The organism is Sphingomonas oligophenolica, assembly GCF_039522915.1.
Taxonomy (GTDB): Bacteria; Pseudomonadota; Alphaproteobacteria; order Sphingomonadales; family Sphingomonadaceae; genus Sphingomonas; species Sphingomonas oligophenolica.
In genome coordinates this window covers 1-17766 of the sequence record NZ_BAAAEH010000060.1, presented here as the reverse complement: position 1 = coordinate 17766, position 17766 = coordinate 1, and the positions used below count along the sequence as shown (strand labels likewise).

Genomic DNA, 17766 nt, shown 5'->3' with positions numbered 1-17766 from the left:
CGTCAGGCCGCCGCGCGGCTGCGCCAGGGCGCGTAGAATTCAGCGAGCATCGCCTGCACCGTCTTCGCGTCCGGGATCTGGTTCACCCGGTTGCGGAATTCGGCCGAGCCGTGCAGCCCCTTGGTGTACCAGCCGATATGCTTGCGCGCCATGTTGACGCCGACTTCATTGCCATAATGGCTGAGCATCGCATCATAATGCTCTGCGATCAGGCAATATTGTTCGTCAAGGCTCGGATCCTCGACCCGCCGGCCGGTGGCGAACCACTCCATCACCTGGCCGAGCAGCCAGGGCCGCCCATAAGCGCCGCGCCCGATCATCACGCCGTCGGCGCCGGATTGAGCGAGCGCTGCCTCGGCATCCTCGATCGAGCAGATATCGCCGTTCGCGATCACCGGGATCGACACCGCGTCCTTGACCCGGCGGATGAACGCCCAGTCGGCGGTGTCGCGGTACATCTGGTTGCGGGTGCGGCCGTGCACCGCGACCATCTTCACGCCGAGATCCTGCGCGATCCTGGCCAGATCGGGTGCGTTGAGGCTCGAATGATCCCAGCCCATCCGCATCTTGAGCGTCACCGGCACGCTGACCGCGGCGACGATCGCCTTGATGATCGCGCCCGCCATGTCGAGATCGCGCATCAGCGCCGAGCCCGCATCGCCGCTCGTCACCTTGCGGACCGGGCAGCCCATGTTGATGTCAATGATTGCAGCCCCGCGATCCTCGCTGAGCTTGGCCGCCTCGCCCATTTCATAAGGCGTGCAGCCGACGAGCTGCATCGAGACCGGCTCCTCGACCGGATGCCAGGCTGCCTTTTGCAGCGACTGGCGCGTCTCGCGGATCGCCGCCTGGCTCGCGACCATCTCGGTGACGTTGAGCCCCGATCCGTAGCGCCGCACGATCGTCCTGAACGGCATGTCGGTGACGCCCGTCATCGGCGCGAGAATCACGGGGCGCTCGATCCGGACGGGTCCGATCTGGATGGGGGCGAGTGTCTGGGTCATGTGCCTGAAAAACGGGCAGCCTATAGGCGAGGATGAGTGGAGCGGCAAGACTTCACCCTTCCTCTTCCAAAGGAGAGGAGACTGAAGAGCCCCCATTCGCCGCACTGGCGGTCCTCCCATCCTTCCGCTAGGCGGGCGCGATGACGCAAGGGGCCACCGCAGCTTTGATCGTCGCCGCCGGCCAGGGCGTGCGCACCGGCGGGACTCTGCCCAAGCAATTCGCGCCGCTCGCCGGCAAGCCGATGATCGCGCACAGCTTCGCCGCCCTCGAGCGCCACCCGGCGATCGGGCGCGTGATCGTCGCGATCGGCGACGGCCAGGACGACGCGCTGACCGCGGCACTGGGCGACGTCGAACGGGTAAGAGGCGGCGCCACGCGGCGCCTCTCGGTGCGCGCCGGGCTCGAGGCACTGGCCGGCACCAGCCCCGCGCGGGTGCTGATCCATGACGCGGCCCGCCCCTTTCTGGGCAGCGCCGTGATCGACCGGCTGCTGAGCGCGCTCGACACCCATGACGGCGCCGTCCCCGCCCTCCCCGTCGCCGACACGCTGGCGCGCGGCGACGGGACGCTCGGCGACGTGGTGCCGCGCGACGGGCTTCACCGCATCCAGACGCCCCAGGCGTTTCGCTTTGACGTCATATTTGACGCGCATCGTGGCTGGCAGGGCGACGAACCGACCGACGACGCGCAGATGGCGCGCAAGGCGGGGGGCAGCGTGCAGCTGGTCGAGGGGGACATGATGCTCGAGAAAATCACCTGGCCGGCCGATTTCGCCGCGGCCGAGGCGCGCCACGCGGCCGGCATGCGGGTGCGCAGCGCGACCGGCTTCGACGTCCACCGGCTGGTCGAAGGCGAGGAGCTCTGGCTCGGCGGCGTGCTGATCCCGCACGACAAGGGGCTTTCCGGGCACAGCGACGCCGACGTCGCGCTCCATGCCATCACTGACGCCCTGCTCGGCACGATCGCCGAGGGCGATATCGGCACCCATTTCCCGCCGAGCGATCCGCAATGGCGCGGCGCCGATTCAGCGCAGTTCCTCCAGCACGCTGCCGCGCTGATCGCGGCGCGCGGCGGGATCATCGATTTCATCGACCTGACCCTGATCTGCGAGGCGCCCAAGGTCGGCCCCTATCGTGCCGCGATGCGCGACCGGATCGCCGGCCTGTTGCGGCTCGCGCCCGGCCAGATTAGCGTGAAGGCGACGACGACCGAGCGATTGGGCTTTGCCGGTCGCGGCGAAGGAATCGCCGCCCAGGCCATCGCAACCATCAGGATAGCGGGGGACATCACATGAAGAAACGAATCGGACTGCATGGCGCGATCGCCCTTTGGATGGGCATCGCCGCCACGAGCGCACAGGCGGCCGAGGTCGCCGCGGCGCCCTGCGTGACTCATGCCGAAGCATCGAGCCTGGTGATCGTCGCCGCGCCCGAACTGATCAAGGCGGCCGGCACCGCCTGCGCGCAGGTCCTTCCGCAGACGGCGCTGATTCGACAGACGACGGGCCCCTATATCGGCGGATTTCAGGCAGAAGCGGAGCGCGCCTGGCCAATGGCGAAAGCGGGCATCAACAAGATCATCGCCGCCACCGACAAAGGCGGCGCCGCGCCCGAAACGCACAAGCTGGTGGCGGCCATGCTCGACTCCGACCAGATACGGCCGATGCTGTTCGCGATGATCGCCCCGGCGGTCGCCAAGTCGATCAAGCCGGGCGACTGCGCGGCGATCGATCACATGATGACTCAGCTGGCGCCCCTGCCGCCCGCCAACCTTGCCGAGATCATCGTGACGATCCTCGAACTGGACAGCGCCAGCAAGACGGCCAAGGGCAAGCCCGACAATTTGCCGATCTGCCCGATGGTCAAGCCTTGACCATGGACACGATTCTCCCGCCCGAGCTGGTCGCCGCCGCGCGGCGCGTGATCGAGGAGAATCTTGCAGTGGGACGGCGCATCAGCGTCGCCGAAAGCTGCACCGGGGGTCTCGTCGCCGCGGCGCTCACTGAAATTCCGGGATCGTCCGAGATTTTCGAATCCGGCTTCGTCACCTATTCCAACGACGCCAAGCTCGACATGCTGCGAGTCAGTCCCGACGTGCTCGAAACCTTCGGCGCCGTGTCGATCGCGACCGCCTGGGCCATGGCGCAGGGCGCGCTCGAGCTGAGCGGCGCCGATGTCGCGGTGGCGATCACCGGGGTTGCCGGCCCGGCCGGAGGGACCGAGAAAAAGCCGGTCGGAACGGTCGTGTTCGCCCGCGCCGAAAAGGGCGGCGACCCGGGCAACGTCGTCGCTGACCGCAAGGATTTCGGCGATCTCGGCCGCGGCGGCATCCGCCTTCAGGCCGCGCTTTGCGCGCTCGAACTGCTGTTGCCGCCGGGCGTCACGTAAAGCACCGCGGCGCGCTCCTCGAAGGCGCCGATCATCCGGCGCAGCGCGGCCCCGAACACCTGCCCGGCGAGCATCTCGAACACCCGGTTCTTGAACGCGAAATCGACACTGAAATCGACCAGGCAGCCGGTGCCGTCAGGCCGGAAGGTCCAGTCGTTGCGCAGATATTTGAGCGGGCCGTCGAGATAATCGACATGGATATGCTCGGGCCGCGCCTTCTCCACCTTCGAGGTGAAGGTCTCGCGCAATCCCTTGAAGCCGACGATCATGTCGGCGACCATCTCGGTCTCGCTGTTCGAGCGGACCCGGATCGCGGTGACCCAGGGCAGAAATTCGGCATAGCGTGCCACGTCGGCGACGAGATCGAACATCTGCTCGCTCGTATAGGGCAGCCGGCGCGTTTCGGAGTGGCGGGGCATGTCTAGCCCCTGCGCTCCCGCGAAGGCGGGAGCCTAGTCTGGCACCCCGTCTTCGCGGGGGTACGATTCAGCTTGGCGATCAGCGTGCGGCTCCCGCCAGCTTCGCTTCGCGCGCCGCGCGCATCTTCTCGAAATCATCGCCGGCGTGATAGCTGGAGCGCGTCAGGGGCGAGGCGGCGACGAGCAGGAAGCCCTTGGCCCGCGCGATCGCCGCATAGGCGTCGAATGCCTGGGGCGTGACGAAGTCGAGCACCTTGGCATGGCGCGGCGTCGGCTGGAGATATTGGCCCATGGTCAGGAAATCGATATCGGCCGAGCGCATGTCGTCCATCACCTGATGGACTTCGAGCCGCTCCTCGCCGAGCCCGACCATCACGCCCGACTTGGTGAAGATCGACGGATCGTGCCGCTTGACCGATTCGAGCAGCCGCAGCGAGGCATAATAGCGCGCGCCGGGGCGGATCGTCGGATAGAGCCGCGGCACCGTCTCCAGATTATGGTTGTAGACGTCGGGCCGGGCCTCGACGATCGACTCGACCGCCGCCTGCGCCTTGTTCCTGAAATCGGGCGTGAGAATCTCGATCGTCGTCTTCGGCGTGGTACGGCGAAGCGCCTGGATTACCTTGACGAATTGCGAGGCGCCGCCATCGGGCAGGTCGTCGCGATCGACCGAGGTGATGACGATATGCTCGAGGCCGAGCTCGGCGGCGGCATCGGCGGTGTGCTGCGGCTCGAGCGGATCGACCGCGCGCGGCATGCCGGTCTTCACATTGCAGAAGGCGCAGGCGCGGGTGCAGGTGTCGCCCAGGATCATCACCGTCGCATGCTTCTTGGTCCAGCACTCGCCGATATTCGGGCAGGCGGCCTCTTCGCACACCGTGTTGAGGTTGAGGCGGCGCATCATCGCCCTGGTTTCGGCGAATCCGGCGCTGGTCGGCGCCTTCACCCTGATCCAGTCCGGCTTGCGCTGGCGCGCCTCGGGAGCGTTGGCAGGGCGGGCGATCGGTGCGGTCTCGTTCATGGGCGCCAGATAGCGACTGTCGCACGGCCTTGCCACCCCCAGCCGGTGGCGGCAAAGAAGCGCCATGACAGGCTTTACAGATCTCCTCGGCGGCTATCAGCGCTTTCGTGCAACCGACTGGACCCGCCAGCGCGGGCGATGGGCCGAGCTTCGCCAGGGACAGAATCCGAGCGTGATGGTGATCGCCTGCTCGGACAGCCGGGTCGATCCGGCGCAGATCTTCGATACCTCGCCCGGCGAGATCTTCGTCGTGCGCAATATCGCCAACCTGGTGCCGCCGTTCGAGCTGGGCGGCGGCCGGCACGGCGTCTCGGCCGCGCTCGAATTCGCGGTGACCCAGATCGAGGTGGCCGAAATCGTGGTGATGGGCCACGGCTCCTGCGGCGGCGTCGAGGCAGCGCTGTCGCAACGCTTCGCTGGCCGCGCGCCGGGCGCCGGCGGGTTCATCGATCACTGGGTCGACATGCTCGACGAAGCCCGCGACCGGATCGTCGCCCAATATGGCACCGGTGCACAGGCGGTGCGCGAGCTCGAGCTCGAAACCGTGCGGGTCAGCCTCCGCAACCTGCGGACCTTTCCGTGCATTCCTGAACGCGAAGCGGCGGGAACGCTGCGACTGCGCGGCGCCTATTTCGCGATCGCCGACGGCGTGCTGCATGTGATGGATGACAACGGAGCCTTCGCGCCCGCCTGAACCCGACGACGACAGCGCTCAGCTGATCCCCAGCGCCTTGCGCGCGATCTTCTCGAGCGCCGGGTCGATCGGCGGCGCGTCCATCGGCACGCTTGCCTCGAGCCGCTCGGCGATCACGGTGAGCGCCGCGATCCGCGCCGCCTTCTTGTTATTGCCGTCGATCGGGTGCCAGGGCGCCCAGCGCATATTGGTGCGCCTGAACATCTCGGCCATTGCGTCGAGATATTCCTTGCGCTTCGCGCGGTTGCGATAATCCTCGGCGCCCGTCTTCCAGCGCTTCCAGGCATGTTCGAGCCGGCCCTTCAGCCGCTCGTCCTGCTCCGCCTGGGTGACATGGACGAACAGCTTGACGATCGTCGTGCCCGAATCGTTCTGCTGCGCCTCGAATTCGTTGATCTCGTCATAGCCGCGGCGCCATTCGGCCTCGGTCGCGAAGCCTTCGACCCGTTCGACCAGCACACGGCCGTACCAGCTGCGATCGAACACGGCGATATTGCCGTCGCCCGGCAGCTTCTGCCAGAAACGCCACAGGAAATGATGGCCGAGCTCGACCGCCGACGGCGCCCTGATCGGCCAGACCTGGAAGTTGCGCGGGTCCCATTCCGAGGTGAGTCGCTGGATGATGCCCCCCTTCCCCGCCGCATCCCAGCCTTCGAACAGGATCAGCGCGCGGCGCTTGTGGACGATATGCGCGACCTGGACATGCGCCAGCCGCTTCTGGAGCTTCGCCAGGTCCTTCTCGTAATCGCCGTCATATTTGGTGCCGGCTTCGTAGTCGGAGAGGTTGATGGTCATACGCACTCTCGCCATTGTTTGACAAACTTTGCCAAAACCTGCGAGAAGGCATAGCAAGGAGCGCATGCCATGGCGACGATGAATATCTCCCTGCCGGATCCGATGAAGCGGTGGATCGAGGAGCGGGCTCAGAGCGGACGGTACAGCAACGTCAGCGACTATGTGCGCGATCTGGTCCGGCGCGAGCAGGAGCGCAGCGACAAGATCGCGAATATGCAGCGCCTTGTCGAGGAAGGGCTGGCAAGCGGCATCAGCGACGAAACGATGGAGGACATTCGGACCCGCGCGTTGCGGCAAGCGGAGCTGAACCGATAAGGTGGCCCCTTATCGGCTGACCCGTGCTGCGGCGGATGACGTCGTTACCGTCTATCTCCAGAGCCTTGATATGTTCGGCCCTGCACAAGCCGAAAATATCATGACGGGCTCGAGTCGGCCTTCCGCTTCCTTGCCGATTATCCGCGTTCGGCGCGCCTGAGGACTGAACTCGCGATCCCGGTTCGCGCTTACCCCTACAAGTCGCATCTGATTGTCTACAGAACCGATCCGGACGGGGTCCTTATCATAAGGGTCAGGCATGCCCGCGAAGATTGGATGGCGGAGTTCGACTGATCCGAAACGTGCGGGGCCTATTCCGGCCGCACGGCCTCGATCGCCGGCTTCACCACCGCCTGCTCCACCGTCCTGATGTTCAGCTCGCGCAGCTGCTTGGCCGAGACGAAGCTCGGCGCCCCCATCATCAGGTCCTCGGCCTTCTGCGTCATCGGGAAGACGATCACCTCGCGGATGTTCGGCTGGTCGGCGAGCAGCATGACGATCCGGTCGATGCCCGGCGCCGAGCCGCCATGCGGCGGGGCGCCGCATTTGAAGGCATTGATCATGCCGGCGAAGTTGGTGTCGACATCGGCCTGGGTATAGCCCGCGATCTCGAACGCCTTGTACATGATCTCGGGCTTGTGGTTCCGGATCGCGCCCGACGACAGCTCGACGCCGTTGCAGACGATGTCGTACTGATAAGCGAGGATATCGAGCGGATCCCTGGTCTCCAGCGCCTCCATCTCGCCCTGCGGCATCGAGAAGGGGTTGTGGCTGAAATCGACCTTCTTGGCGTCCTCGTCATATTCGAACATCGGGAAGTCGACGATCCAGCAGAATTCGAAGCGCTTCTGGTCGATCAGATCGAGCTGCTCGGCGACGCGGGTGCGGGCGAGGCCGGCGAGCTTGGCTGCCTGCGCCTCCTTGCCCGCGGCGAAGAAGACGCCGTCATCAGGGCCGAGGCCGAGTGCTTCGGCGATCTTCGCCATGCCCTCCTCGCCATGATTGTTGGCGATCGGTCCGCCGAACACGCCACCTTTACGCGTCGCATAGCCGAGACCGGCAAAACCCTCGCCCTGCGCCCAGCTGTTCATGTCGTCGAAGAATTTGCGGCTCTTCTCGGCGGTGCCCGGCGCCGGAATCGCGCGGACGACGTCGCCGCCCTCGACGATGGAGGCGAAGCGGCCGAAACCGGAGCCCCGGAAGTGATCCGACACATCCGAGATCAGGATCGGGTTGCGCAGGTCGGGCTTGTCGCTGCCATATTTGAGCATCGATTCGCGGTACGGGATCCGCTTGAACGGCAGCGCCGAGACGGTACGGCCCTTGCCCTGCCAATCGGCGAATTCCTCGAACACGCCGTGCAGGACGGGCTCGATCGCAGCAAAAACATCGTCTTGCGTCACGAAGCTCATCTCGAAATCGAGCTGGTAGAACTCACCGGGCGAGCGGTCGGCGCGGGCATCCTCGTCGCGGAAGCAGGGCGCGATCTGGAAATAGCGGTCGAAACCGGCGACCATCAGCAGCTGCTTGAACATCTGCGGCGCCTGGGGAAGCGCGTAGAATTTCCCCGGATGCACCCGGCTCGGCACGAGATAGTCGCGCGCGCCTTCGGGGCTCGACGCCGTCAGGATCGGGGTCTGAAACTCAGTGAAGCCCTGCCCGTTCATCCGCTGGCGCAGCGAGGTGATGACCTTGGAGCGCAGCATGATATTGGCATGGAGCCGCTCGCGCCGCAGATCGAGGAAGCGGTAGCGCAGGCGGATATCCTCGGGATATTCGGCATCGCCCGCCACCGGCATCGGCAGCTCCTGGGCATGGCTCTGGATCACTGCCTCGGTAGCGCGGATCTCGATCCCGCCGGTCGGCAGGTTCGGGTTCACTGCCTCGGGCGCCCGCGCCGTCACCGTGCCGGTGATCGTCACCACCGACTCGTTCTTCAGGCTCTCGATCACCTTGAAGACCGGACCGCTGACATCGGTCACGATCTGGGTGATGCCATAATGGTCGCGCAGATCGACGAAGACGAGATCGCCATGATCGCGCTTCTTGTGGACCCAGCCCGACACGCGGACTTCCTGCCCGACATGCTCTGGGCGAAGCTCGGCGCAATGATGGGTGCGATAGGCGTGCATGATCGTCTCTTCGTTCAAATGGTCAGCAGTTATGCGAAGCGCCGCGCTTCCCCGCCATACGCGCCTTTGTCAAGGCGCACTCCCGCCGCTATGGCGTCGTTATGCATATCCATCCCCTTATCTCCGACAGCGCCACCCTCGCCAATCTCTGCACCCGATTGAGCTCGGCCGATTTCGTCTGCGTCGATACCGAGTTCATGCGCGAGAACACTTTCTGGCCCGAACTGTGCCTCATCCAGATCGCCGATGTGAACGAGGCGGCCGCGATCGACCCGATGGCGCCCGGCCTCGACATGACGCCCCTGCTCGAGCTGATGGTCAACAATGAGGACGTGCTGAAGGTCTTCCACGCCGGCGGCCAGGACCTCGAGATCGTCTACAACCTCACCGGCAAGACGCCGCACCCGCTGTTCGACACCCAGGTCGCAGCGATGGCGCTCGGCCAGGGCGAGCAGATCGGCTATTCGAACCTGGTCGACGCCTATCTCGGCATCACCGTCGACAAGGGCGCGCGCTTCACTGACTGGAGCCGCCGCCCGCTCGACGCGCGCCAGATCGAATATGCGATCGGTGACGTCACCCATCTCGCGAAGATCTTCCCCAAGATGCTCGAACGCCTCCGCAAGACCGGGCGCGGCGCCTGGCTCGACCAGGAGATGGAGCGGCTCGGCGATCCGAAAAACTACGCCAATGATCCCGAGGAAGCCTGGAAGCGCGTCCGCATCGCCGGCCGCAAGCCCGAGGTGCTCGGTCGTTTGAAGGCGCTGGCGCGGTGGCGCGAGCTCGAGGCGCAGAACAAGGACCTGCCGCGCGGCCGGATCGTCAAGGACGAGACGCTCGCCGACCTTGCCGGCCACGCGCCGCGCAAACAGGCCGATCTCGCCAAGGTACGCGGCCTGTCAGCCACCTGGGCGGGCAACGACATCGGCGCGCGGCTGATGGCGGCGCTTGAGGCCGCCACGCCGATGAGCGCAGAGGAGATGCCGGCGCGCGACGATCGCAAGCCGGGCCTCGGCAAGGACGGCGCGCTGGTCGCCGACCTGCTCAAGCTGCTGCTCAAGATCCGCTCCAAGGAAATCGACGTGGCGTCACGCCTGCTCGCGCGGAGCGAGGATCTCGAAGCGCTGGCTGCCGGGCAGCGCGAGGGCCTGTCGATCCTCACCGGCTGGCGCTTCGAGCAATTCGGCCGCGATGCGCTCGATCTGGTCGAGGGCCGGCTCGCCTTTGCGGTCGTGAACGGCAAGCTCAAGATGACGCGGACCGAGGATGTAGCCTGACGGTCGGCTACGCCGTAACGATCGGCTCGCGCCCCAGCGCAGCCGCCAGCGCGGCATGACGTCGCTCAACCGCATCGCCATAGAGTGCGAGATCGTCGGGCGTGACGTTGAGCGTCACCACCTCGCCGTCATCGCTCAGATGCGAGCGTTGCAATGGCCCCGCCAGCCCGCCGCCCAGCCTTTGCCCAAGCCGCATTGCCAGCCCCCAGCTCACCGCCCGCTTCAGATCCGCAGCTGACGCCAGCGTATCGAGCGGCGCGGGGATCATCGTCCCTCCGCCAAGGCTGGTGAACAGCGCCTGCGCCACCACCGCCCGGCCCCGCGCGTCGATCGCCACCCAATTGCCGTGAAGCGCAATCTCGACGCCGCGTTCGGCGCGGAATTCGGGGTTCGCGCGCCAGCCGACATCGGCGAGCAGGCACGCCATCAGCCTCAGCCGCGCCTGGCCGGGCGAATCCTGGGTGAAGAGCGGCGCGATCCAGCGATCGAGCAGGTCGCCATGCTCAGCGAAGCGGCCGTGCCGCTGCCCCTCGTCGCGCGCGGCGACGATCAGCGGGTCCTCGGCACGCAGCGTCTCGTCGAGCAGGCCGTAAAGCAGGCCTTCGCGCAAGCCGAAGGCAGAGACGATCGTCGCTTCGGCCTGCAGATGCTTGAGCAAGGTGGCCAGCAACGCGGCGGCATCGCCCAGGGTCGATACACGTCCGGTCGAGAGCCCGGGGATCGCCCGCAACCAGCTCTTCGGCACATGGCTGATCGTGCGGCCCATGCGGGCGATCGCGGCCGGCGCCATCGAATATTGGTGGATGACCGGCAGCGGATAGCTGTTGAGATACATGTCGAGCCGCGCCAGCGCGCGCCACGAGCCCCCGACCAGGTACAGCGGCAGGCCATTGCCCTTGCCGACCCAGCCCGCTTCCTTCAGCGCCTTGAAGACCTGGCGTTCGAGCACGCCCTGCCCCTTCGCCCTGATCGCGCCGATCCGGAGCACGCCGAACGGGAACGACACCCGCTCGCGCACCTTGCCGCCCGAGACGCGGACCAGCTCGAGGCTGCCCCCGCCGAGATCGCCGACAATCCCGTCGGCATCGGGGATGGCAGAGAGCACGCCTTGTCCGGCCGCGGTCGCCTCCTGCTCGCCCGACAGCAATTCGACGTGGAGCCCGAGCCCCCGCGCCGTCTCGAGCAGGACATGCCCGTTCGATGCTTCGCGCACCGCGGCGGTGGCGACGGTGCGCAGCCGGGTCACCTCCATCTCGCTCGCGACCGCGGCGAAGCGGGCCAGCGCCTCCGACGCCACCTCGAGCGCGCTCTCGGCGATCATCCCGGTTTCGGCGAGGCCACGGCCGAGCCCGGCCATCACCTTCTCGTTGAACAGCACCGCCGGCAGCCGCTCGGGCCCCTGATAGACGACGAGGCGGATCGAGTTGGAGCCGATATCGATGATCGCCGTGCGCGGCTCAGCCACCACATCGGGTTTCGGTTTGCGGAAGAGCAATGTCGCCACGGCGCTCTAGCGCCTGCGCCTGAGCGAGAGCTTCGGCACTGATTCAGTCGTCGCCAGCGCAGCCCCGCGTCCGGAAAGCGACGGGTTGGTCATGAAATAGCGGTGCAGGTTGAACGGCGTATCGCCGGGCTTGGTTCGGATATAGCTGCCGTCCGACTGCAATTCCCAGCTCTGCTCGTTGTCGATCAGGTTCGCGACCATCACCTGGTCGAGGATCTGGTCATGCACCGTCGGATTCTCGATCGGCAGCATATATTCGACCCGGCGATCGAAATTGCGCGGCATCCAGTCGGCCGAGGAGATAAACAGCTGGGCGCCGTCATTGGGCAAGGCCTTGCCGTTGCCGAACGCCCAGATCCGGCTGTGCTCGAGGAAGCGGCCGATCACCGATTTCACCCGGATATTCGCCGACATGCCGACAATGCCGGGCTTCAGGCAGCAGATGCCGCGGATGACGAGATCGATCTTCACCCCGGCATTGCTCGCCTCGTACAGCTTCTCGATCACGGCCGGGTCGACCACTGAGTTCATCTTCGCCCAGATCGCTGCCGGCTTGCCGGCTCTCGCAAAGGCGATCTCGGCATCGATCAGCCGCATCAGCCTTGGCCTGAGGTCGCGCGGCGACAGGCTGACCAGCGTCATCTCGGTCGGCTCGACATAGCCGGTGACGTAGTTGAACATCTGCGCGGCATCGCGCCCGATGCGAGGATCGGCTGTGAAGAAGCTGAGATCAGTATATATTTTGGCGGTCACGGGATGGTAATTGCCGGTCCCGAAATGGCAATAGGTGCGGAACTGCCCGGCCTCGCGGCGGACCACCATCGATACCTTGGCGTGGGTCTTCCACTCCATGAAGCCATAGACGACCTGGACGCCGGCCCGTTCCAGCGCCGAGGCCCAGAGCAGATTCTGTTCCTCGTCGAACCGCGCCTTCAGCTCGACCACCGCCGTCACCGACTTGCCCGCCTCGGCCGCGGCGATCAGCGCGTTGATGACGGCCGGCTGCTTGCCGGCGCGGTAGAGCGTCTGCTTGATCGCGACGACATCGGGATCTTCGGCCGCCTGGCGCAGAAAGGCGAGCACCACGTCGAAGGTCTCGTAGGGGTGGTGGACGACGATGTCCTTGGCGCGGATCGCCGCGAAGCAATCGCCGCCGAATTCGCGGATCCGCTCGGGAAAGCGCGGGCTGAAGGGCGGGAATTTGAGATCCGGCCGGTCCTCGTCGACCAGCGATTCGAGGTCGCCAATGCCCAGGAACCCGGCGCTCTCGGTGATGATGGCGTCAGTGCCGGCCAGCTCTTCCTTGAGCTGCGCCTCCAGCTCGTCGCTCATCCCGGTCTCGATCTCGAGCCTGATCACGCGCCCGCGCCGCCGGCGCTTGATCGCGTTGGCGAAATAGCGGACCAGATCCTCGGCCTCTTCCTCGATCTCGATGTCGCTGTCGCGCAGCACCCGGAAATTGGCGGCGCCGTTCACCGTATAGCCCGGGAACAGCAAGGGCGCGAAGCGCTTGAGGATGGTCTGGATCGTCACATAGCGCGCAATGTCGCCGGGCAGCCGGACGAAGCGCGGCATTGATGCCGGCAACATGACCAGCTCGCGGATCCGCTCCCGATCCGACATCCGGACGAGGTCGAAGATCACGCTCAGCCCCTTGTTGGGAATGAACGGGAAAGGATGCGCCGGGTCGAGCGCCTGCGGGGTCAGGATCGGGAAAATCTGCTCGCGGAAATGCGTTTCCAGCCACTCGGCCGCTTCGCCCTCGATCGAATTGCTGTGGAGCATGGCGATACCCGCATCGGCGAGCTCGGCGCGCAGCTCGCGCCACACTTCCTGCTGGCTCGCCATCAGCGCGTCGGCTTCCGCGATCGTTGCGGCGAGCTGCTGGCCTGGCGTCATGCCGTCAGCCGAGAGGCGATCGACGTCCTGGAGCTGCTGCCCCTTCAGCCCGGCGACGCGGACCATGAAGAATTCGTCGAGGTTCGAGCCCGAGATGGACAGGAACCGGACCCGCTCGAGCAGCGGATGCGCGCTGTTGCAGGCCTCTTCGAGCACGCGCCGGTTGAAGGCCAGCCAGGAAAGCTCGCGGTTGAAATAGCGATCGCTCCCCTCGCCCGAGAAGATGGGGTCGTCATCGTCATCGAGGCGCACGATATGGGCTGGACGGGTCATGGGGCCTCTATCGGCAGTTCGGGGGCGCGGCCGGCAATCACCCCGGCTTCCTGCAATGTGGCCCGTGCGAGCGGAATCGACAAGCGTTTGTGGCGGGCGAGCACTGCCTGGTCGAGGATATCGACGGTGCGGAGGATCGCGATATGGCTGCGCTCGACCCTCAGCAGCAGCCATTCGATCAGGTCGGGCCGGGCATCGAGCCCGCGGCGCAGGAACTGGCGCTCGAACAGCGCGCGCATCAGCGTCTCGTCGGGCGGGCCGAGCCGCGCGACCGGGCTGGCGGTGAGCCGCGAGCGGAGATCGGGCAGCTTGACCGACCATTCGGGCGGCGCCGCGTCGGCCACGATCACCAGCGGCCGGTGCTCGGCCTGGGCGCGGTTCCAGGCGTGGAAGATCGCCGTCTCGTTCTGCCGCTCGGCATCGTCGATGATCTCCCCGCCGCTCTTCGCCGCAAAGATCCGCGCAAGCAGGCTGCGGCCCGATTTGCGCGGGCCGGTGAGCACCACCGCCATCACCGGCCAGGTGCTCCAGCGTTCGAGCTGCTGCACGGCGCGGGCATTCGACTCGCTGACGAGGAATTCATCGTCGCGCGGATCGGGCGGCCAATCAAATGGCAGCGCGATCTGGCTCATCCGCTGGTCGCGTTGTCCGCGGGCGGCGCTGCTGCACCGCCCTGTGTTGGTGCCCCCGCACGGCGGATACGCAAGGTCGTGCCGCTGCCGATCACCGTCCAGCCGCGCGATTCGAGCAGCGGGCGCAGCGCCGCGGGATCGCCGTCGAACGATACCCGCACCACCGACACGCCGCCGAGCGCGAGGCTGGTGGTGATCGCCGAGCGCACGCCGGGCACGCCGCGCAGCGCCGCTTCAGTCGCCGCGACCGAGGCAGCGCCCGGAGTATCGACCTGGAGGTTGATCGCGGTGCCGCCCGCCGCCGCCGCGGTATCGCCGGTATCGGCCGGGGTTTCCTCCTCGACGACCGGCGCCGTCACCGCCGCCGATGGCGGCCGCCAGGAGAGGCTCGGGTCGGCTTTCAGCGCACCGTTGCGCAGCGACGCCTGATAGGCGTCGTCGATCCGCTTGACGCCGGCATCGAGCAGCACGCCCAGGCCGTCGCTGTTGCCGACCCTCAGGGTGAAGCGCGTGATGATCCGGTTGTCGGGCCCATGCCGCGCCTCGAACGCGCCGATGATCGGCCCGCCGGGCCATTGCCGGTAGAGATGCACGACCGGCACGAGGATGTCGCTCGCCCCATATTGATCGAGGATCGTCCGCCACCAGCCGCGCATCGGCCGCCCGGTCTGCCCGGCATTGAGCAGCAACGAATCGGGCCCGGTGCCCGAGGGGCGGACATAATCGATGGCGCTGTTGCCGGTGCGGAAACGCCCCCAGGCCTGATCCCAGTCAGTCTGCTGTTCGAACACCTGGCCGGTGCCGCCCGAATATTGCAGCGGAATGGTCAGCATCGGGCCCGAGCGCTGCGTCTCGCTGGCGACACCGAGCATCGCCCCGGCCTTGGCGCGGCTGAACAGCACGCCGAGCCGGGCGATATAACGATTCGGGCCGATCTGCTCGTCCTCGACGACGATTCCCGAGACCATCGAATCGAGCGCGCTGTCCGAAAGCGTGCCGCCGCTGCCGGTCAAGCGCTGCGACAGCATCGACCAGCCCTTGCGCTGCGCGATCCGCCAGCCGCCTTCGCGCGCCAGCTCGGCTGTCTTGGCGGTCACGTCCACCTGGATGCCGCCGACCTCGTAGCTGCCCGAGCCGTCGGCCGAGGTGAGGCCCTGATTGGTGATCTGGTCGTCCTGCGCGAGCACGACGCCGCCGGTCACGACCAGCGCCAGGGCGAGCGTTAGGCGGATGGCGTGACGGGAGATTGGGCGGCGGATGGGCATGTCGGCGCCCTTTTGGCGAAGCAGGCGTGGAAATCCAAGCGGGATATCGATAGGGGGCCCAGATGACCGATACCGAACGGGACACAGCGCCCTACACCTATGCCCAGGCAGGCGTCTCGATCGCCGCCGGAAACGCGCTGGTCCGCGCGATCGCGCCGCTGGCGAAAGCGACGCGGCGCCCGGGCGCCGATGCCGATCTCGGCGGATTCGGCGGCTTCTTCGATCTGAAGGCGGCCGGCTTCAGCGATCCCTTGCTGGTCGCGGCGAATGACGGCGTCGGCACCAAGCTCAAGCTTGCGATCGATCATGACCGGCATGACGGGGTCGGCATCGACCTCGTCGCGATGTGCGTCAACGATCTGATCGTCCAGGGCGCCGAACCCCTGTTCTTCCTCGATTATTATGCGAGCGCAAAGCTCGATCCCCCCGTGGCCGAGCGGGTCGTCGCCTCGATTGCCCAGGGCTGTCTCCAGGCGGGCTGTGCGCTGATCGGCGGCGAGACGGCCGAGATGCCCGGCATGTACGCCGAGGGCGACTATGATCTTGCCGGCTTTTGCGTCGGCGCGGTCGAGCGCGACCGGGTGCTCACGGGTGCGACCATTGCACCGGGCGACGTCATGATCGGGCTGGCGTCTTCAGGGGTCCATTCCAACGGCTTCTCGCTGGTTCGCCGGCTCGCCGCCGACAAGGGCTGGAAGCTCGACCGGCCCGCCCTGTTCGATCAGGACGTTCTGCTGATCGACGCGCTGATGGCGCCGACGCGGATTTACGTGAAGAGCCTGCTGCCCCTGCTGGCGGAGAAGCGACTCAAGGGACTGGCGCATATCACCGGCGGCGGGCTGCTCGAGAATGTGCCGCGCGTGCTGCCCGAGGGGGTTCATGCGCGCATCGATGCCGATGCCTGGCCGCAATCGCGGCTGATGGCGTTCCTGCAGGCGCAGGGGCAGATCGAGCCGGGCGAGATGGCGCGGACCTTCAATTGCGGGATTGGCATGGTGGCCGTGGTCGCCGCGGGCGAGGTTGATGGGGTGACGGCTGCGCTCGAGGCGGCGGGTGAGACGGTGTTCCGGGTTGGGGTTATCGAGGCCGGGGTGCGGGGGTGTACCGTGTTCGGGAGCGATGAGGCCTGGAGTGCGCGGGCGGCGTGGAGCGCCAGCTTTGAGGCGTGACGCGACCAAATCCCCCTCCCGCCTGCGGGAGGGGTTAGGGGAGGGCCTGTCATTGCACCAGCCTTCCCTTATCGGACACGCCCTCCCCCAGCCCCTCCCGCAAGCGGGAGGGGAGCAGTGAGGCGCAAGGTCGGTATTCTCATTTCCGGCCGTGGGTCGAATATGATGGCGCTGGCGGGAGCCGCCCGCGATCCAGGCTGCCCCTTCGAAGTCGTCCTCGTCGCCTCCGACAAGCCCGAAGCCCCAGGCCTCGCATGGGCCCGCGACCACAACCTCGAAACCTTCGCCCTCTCCCCCAAGGGCCTCGCCAAGCCCGAATATGAAGCCGCGATCGACGGAGCCCTCCGCGCCGCCGGCACCGAATATATCGCCCTTGCCGGCTATATGCGGCTCCTCTCCGACGATTTCGTCGCCCGCTGGCGGGGCAGGATCATCAACATCCACCCCTCGCTCCTCCCGAAATACAAGGGTCTCGACACGCACGCCCGCGCGATCGACGCCGGCGACACCATCGCCGGCTGCTCGGTCCATATCGTCACCGAGGAGCTCGACGGCGGCGAAGTGCTCGGCCAGGCCGAAGTCCCGATCCTCCCCGGCGACACCCCCGACACCCTCGCCGAACGCGTGCTTGCCGAAGAGCATCGCCTTTACGCACGCGCTCTGGCAGACTTCGTCTCGCGATGAGCCCCGATCCCGACTCAGTCCTCGCCAAGGTCCGCGCGCTGTGCATGGCGTTGCCCGAGGCGGCCGAGAAAATCTCGCACGGCGCGCCGACCTTCTTCATCGAGAAAGGCAAGGTCTTCGCCTATTTCTCGCATAACCACCATGGCGACGGCCGCACCGCGGTCCAGGTCAAGACCAGCGGGCGCGAGGAGCAGGCAATGCTCGTCGAGATGGACCCGGACCTTTATTATACCAAGTCCCTGAGGGGATGACTCGCGAAGGGTTGCCAAGGGCGCTGGGTATTGATTCAAGATGG

Annotated in this window: 18 protein-coding genes and 1 pseudogene; 10 read left to right on the top strand and 9 right to left on the bottom strand. The window is 66.6% G+C overall.

Annotation, left to right across the window (positions count from 1 at the left end):
- Positions 1-2 precede the first annotated feature (2 nt).
- Positions 3-1004 (bottom strand): tRNA dihydrouridine synthase DusB, encoded by a 1002-nt coding sequence (dusB, locus tag ABD050_RS26160; RefSeq protein WP_343892496.1) that lies wholly within the window; start codon positions 1002-1004, stop codon positions 3-5.
- A 140-nt stretch (positions 1005-1144) separates the two neighbouring features.
- Between dusB and ABD050_RS26155 the strand changes: the two genes are divergently transcribed.
- The 3 genes from ABD050_RS26155 to ABD050_RS26145 are packed head-to-tail and all read left to right on the top strand — an operon-like array spanning position 1145 to position 3392.
- Positions 1145-2299: a bifunctional 2-C-methyl-D-erythritol 4-phosphate cytidylyltransferase/2-C-methyl-D-erythritol 2,4-cyclodiphosphate synthase gene (locus tag ABD050_RS26155; RefSeq protein ID WP_343892495.1), complete on the top strand. Its 1155-nt coding sequence runs from the start codon at positions 1145-1147 to the stop codon at positions 2297-2299.
- Positions 2296-2877 (top strand): hypothetical protein, encoded by a 582-nt coding sequence (locus ABD050_RS26150; RefSeq protein WP_343892494.1) that lies wholly within the window; start codon positions 2296-2298, stop codon positions 2875-2877. The genes ABD050_RS26155 and ABD050_RS26150 overlap by 4 nt, the downstream gene beginning before the upstream one ends.
- 2 nt (positions 2878-2879) lie before the next feature.
- On the top strand, positions 2880-3392 hold the full coding sequence (locus tag ABD050_RS26145) for a CinA family protein (RefSeq protein WP_343892493.1): 513 nt from the start codon (positions 2880-2882) through the stop codon (positions 3390-3392).
- Here ABD050_RS26145 and ABD050_RS26140 read toward each other — a convergent pair.
- Together ABD050_RS26140 and lipA are read right to left on the bottom strand one after the other, a co-directional pair.
- Complete coding sequence (locus tag ABD050_RS26140; protein ID WP_343892492.1) at positions 3341-3811, bottom strand: type II toxin-antitoxin system RatA family toxin; 471 nt, start codon at positions 3809-3811, stop codon at positions 3341-3343. The two genes, ABD050_RS26145 and ABD050_RS26140, sit on opposite strands and share 52 nt — an antisense overlap.
- Before the next feature lie 79 nt (positions 3812-3890).
- Positions 3891-4832 carry a lipoyl synthase gene (gene lipA / locus ABD050_RS26135; RefSeq protein ID WP_343892491.1) on the bottom strand — a complete coding sequence of 314 codons (942 nt, stop codon included), beginning with the start codon at positions 4830-4832 and terminating at the stop codon, positions 3891-3893.
- Positions 4833-4896: 64 nt separating this feature from the next.
- Between lipA and ABD050_RS26130 the strand changes: the two genes are divergently transcribed.
- Entirely contained in the window at positions 4897-5526 is a 630-nt protein-coding gene (locus ABD050_RS26130) for a carbonic anhydrase (protein ID WP_343892490.1), read from the top strand.
- Positions 5527-5544: 18 nt separating this feature from the next.
- On the opposite strand, the gene ABD050_RS26125 is transcribed toward ABD050_RS26130, so the two are convergent.
- Positions 5545-6321 (bottom strand): polyphosphate kinase 2 family protein, encoded by a 777-nt coding sequence (locus ABD050_RS26125; protein ID WP_343892489.1) that lies wholly within the window; start codon positions 6319-6321, stop codon positions 5545-5547.
- Positions 6322-6390: 69 nt separating this feature from the next.
- On the opposite strand from ABD050_RS26125, the gene ABD050_RS26120 reads away from it, so the two are divergent.
- A complete protein-coding gene (locus ABD050_RS26120) occupies positions 6391-6636 on the top strand; it encodes a type II toxin-antitoxin system ParD family antitoxin (RefSeq protein WP_343892488.1) in 246 nt (81 codons plus the stop codon).
- Positions 6637-6735: 99 nt separating this feature from the next.
- A pseudogene (locus tag ABD050_RS26115) lies at positions 6736-6930 on the top strand (type II toxin-antitoxin system RelE/ParE family toxin); the annotation flags it as partial.
- Positions 6931-6947: 17 nt separating this feature from the next.
- Here ABD050_RS26115 and aspS read toward each other — a convergent pair.
- Positions 6948-8768, bottom strand: coding sequence for an aspartate--tRNA ligase (gene aspS / locus ABD050_RS26110; protein WP_343892486.1), 1821 nt, complete (start codon positions 8766-8768; stop codon positions 6948-6950).
- 101 nt (positions 8769-8869) lie between these two features.
- On the opposite strand from aspS, the gene rnd reads away from it, so the two are divergent.
- Complete coding sequence (rnd, locus tag ABD050_RS26105) at positions 8870-10045, top strand: ribonuclease D (RefSeq protein WP_343892485.1); 1176 nt, start codon at positions 8870-8872, stop codon at positions 10043-10045.
- Between the two features lie 7 nt (positions 10046-10052).
- Here the strand turns inward: rnd and ABD050_RS26100 are convergent, their stop codons facing one another.
- Genes ABD050_RS26100 through ABD050_RS26085 form a run of 4 tightly spaced genes read right to left on the bottom strand, consistent with a single transcriptional unit; the run spans position 10053 to position 15618 of the window.
- Positions 10053-11549 carry a Ppx/GppA phosphatase family protein gene (locus ABD050_RS26100; protein ID WP_343892484.1) on the bottom strand — a complete coding sequence of 499 codons (1497 nt, stop codon included), beginning with the start codon at positions 11547-11549 and terminating at the stop codon, positions 10053-10055.
- Positions 11550-11555: 6 nt separating this feature from the next.
- Complete coding sequence (locus ABD050_RS26095) at positions 11556-13721, bottom strand: RNA degradosome polyphosphate kinase (RefSeq protein WP_343892483.1); 2166 nt, start codon at positions 13719-13721, stop codon at positions 11556-11558.
- Positions 13718-14353 carry an HdaA/DnaA family protein gene (locus ABD050_RS26090; RefSeq protein ID WP_343892482.1) on the bottom strand — a complete coding sequence of 212 codons (636 nt, stop codon included), beginning with the start codon at positions 14351-14353 and terminating at the stop codon, positions 13718-13720. Before ABD050_RS26090 ends, ABD050_RS26095 begins: the two co-directional genes overlap by 4 nt.
- Positions 14350-15618 carry a heavy-metal-associated domain-containing protein gene (locus ABD050_RS26085; protein ID WP_343892481.1) on the bottom strand — a complete coding sequence of 423 codons (1269 nt, stop codon included), beginning with the start codon at positions 15616-15618 and terminating at the stop codon, positions 14350-14352. The genes ABD050_RS26090 and ABD050_RS26085 overlap by 4 nt, the downstream gene beginning before the upstream one ends.
- Before the next feature lie 62 nt (positions 15619-15680).
- Between ABD050_RS26085 and purM the strand changes: the two genes are divergently transcribed.
- The 3 genes from purM to ABD050_RS26070 all read left to right on the top strand — a co-directional run bounded on the left by purM (position 15681) and on the right by ABD050_RS26070 (position 17722).
- The gene (purM, locus tag ABD050_RS26080) at positions 15681-16787 is read left to right on the top strand and encodes a phosphoribosylformylglycinamidine cyclo-ligase (RefSeq protein WP_343892480.1); all 1107 of its coding nucleotides are present in this window, start codon (positions 15681-15683) and stop codon (positions 16785-16787) included.
- 162 nt (positions 16788-16949) lie between these two features.
- Positions 16950-17471 (top strand): phosphoribosylglycinamide formyltransferase, encoded by a 522-nt coding sequence (gene purN / locus ABD050_RS26075; protein WP_343892613.1) that lies wholly within the window; start codon positions 16950-16952, stop codon positions 17469-17471.
- Complete coding sequence (locus ABD050_RS26070; RefSeq protein WP_343892479.1) at positions 17468-17722, top strand: MmcQ/YjbR family DNA-binding protein; 255 nt, start codon at positions 17468-17470, stop codon at positions 17720-17722. The genes purN and ABD050_RS26070 overlap by 4 nt, the downstream gene beginning before the upstream one ends.
- Positions 17723-17766: the final 44 nt, after the last annotated feature.

Excerpts from the sequence above, each read along its gene's own strand:
- dusB (WP_343892496.1), bottom strand. The coding sequence starts at position 1,004 with ATGACCCAGACACTCGCCCCCATCCAGATCGGACCCGTCCGGATCGAG.
- ABD050_RS26155 (WP_343892495.1), top strand. The coding sequence starts at position 1,145 with ATGACGCAAGGGGCCACCGCAGCTTTGATCGTCGCCGCCGGCCAGGGC.
- ABD050_RS26150 (WP_343892494.1), top strand. The coding sequence starts at position 2,296 with ATGAAGAAACGAATCGGACTGCATGGCGCGATCGCCCTTTGGATGGGC.
- ABD050_RS26145 (WP_343892493.1), top strand. The coding sequence starts at position 2,880 with ATGGACACGATTCTCCCGCCCGAGCTGGTCGCCGCCGCGCGGCGCGTG.
- ABD050_RS26140 (WP_343892492.1), bottom strand. The coding sequence starts at position 3,811 with ATGCCCCGCCACTCCGAAACGCGCCGGCTGCCCTATACGAGCGAGCAG.
- lipA (WP_343892491.1), bottom strand. The coding sequence starts at position 4,832 with ATGAACGAGACCGCACCGATCGCCCGCCCTGCCAACGCTCCCGAGGCG.
- ABD050_RS26130 (WP_343892490.1), top strand. The coding sequence starts at position 4,897 with ATGACAGGCTTTACAGATCTCCTCGGCGGCTATCAGCGCTTTCGTGCA.
- ABD050_RS26125 (WP_343892489.1), bottom strand. The coding sequence starts at position 6,321 with ATGACCATCAACCTCTCCGACTACGAAGCCGGCACCAAATATGACGGC.
- ABD050_RS26120 (WP_343892488.1), top strand. The coding sequence starts at position 6,391 with ATGGCGACGATGAATATCTCCCTGCCGGATCCGATGAAGCGGTGGATC.
- aspS (WP_343892486.1), bottom strand. The coding sequence starts at position 8,768 with ATGCACGCCTATCGCACCCATCATTGCGCCGAGCTTCGCCCAGAGCAT.
- rnd (WP_343892485.1), top strand. The coding sequence starts at position 8,870 with ATGCATATCCATCCCCTTATCTCCGACAGCGCCACCCTCGCCAATCTC.
- ABD050_RS26095 (WP_343892483.1), bottom strand. The coding sequence starts at position 13,721 with ATGACCCGTCCAGCCCATATCGTGCGCCTCGATGACGATGACGACCCC.
- ABD050_RS26090 (WP_343892482.1), bottom strand. The coding sequence starts at position 14,353 with ATGAGCCAGATCGCGCTGCCATTTGATTGGCCGCCCGATCCGCGCGAC.
- ABD050_RS26085 (WP_343892481.1), bottom strand. The coding sequence starts at position 15,618 with ATGCCCATCCGCCGCCCAATCTCCCGTCACGCCATCCGCCTAACGCTC.
- purM (WP_343892480.1), top strand. The coding sequence starts at position 15,681 with ATGACCGATACCGAACGGGACACAGCGCCCTACACCTATGCCCAGGCA.
- purN (WP_343892613.1), top strand. The coding sequence starts at position 16,950 with ATGATGGCGCTGGCGGGAGCCGCCCGCGATCCAGGCTGCCCCTTCGAA.
- ABD050_RS26070 (WP_343892479.1), top strand. The coding sequence starts at position 17,468 with ATGAGCCCCGATCCCGACTCAGTCCTCGCCAAGGTCCGCGCGCTGTGC.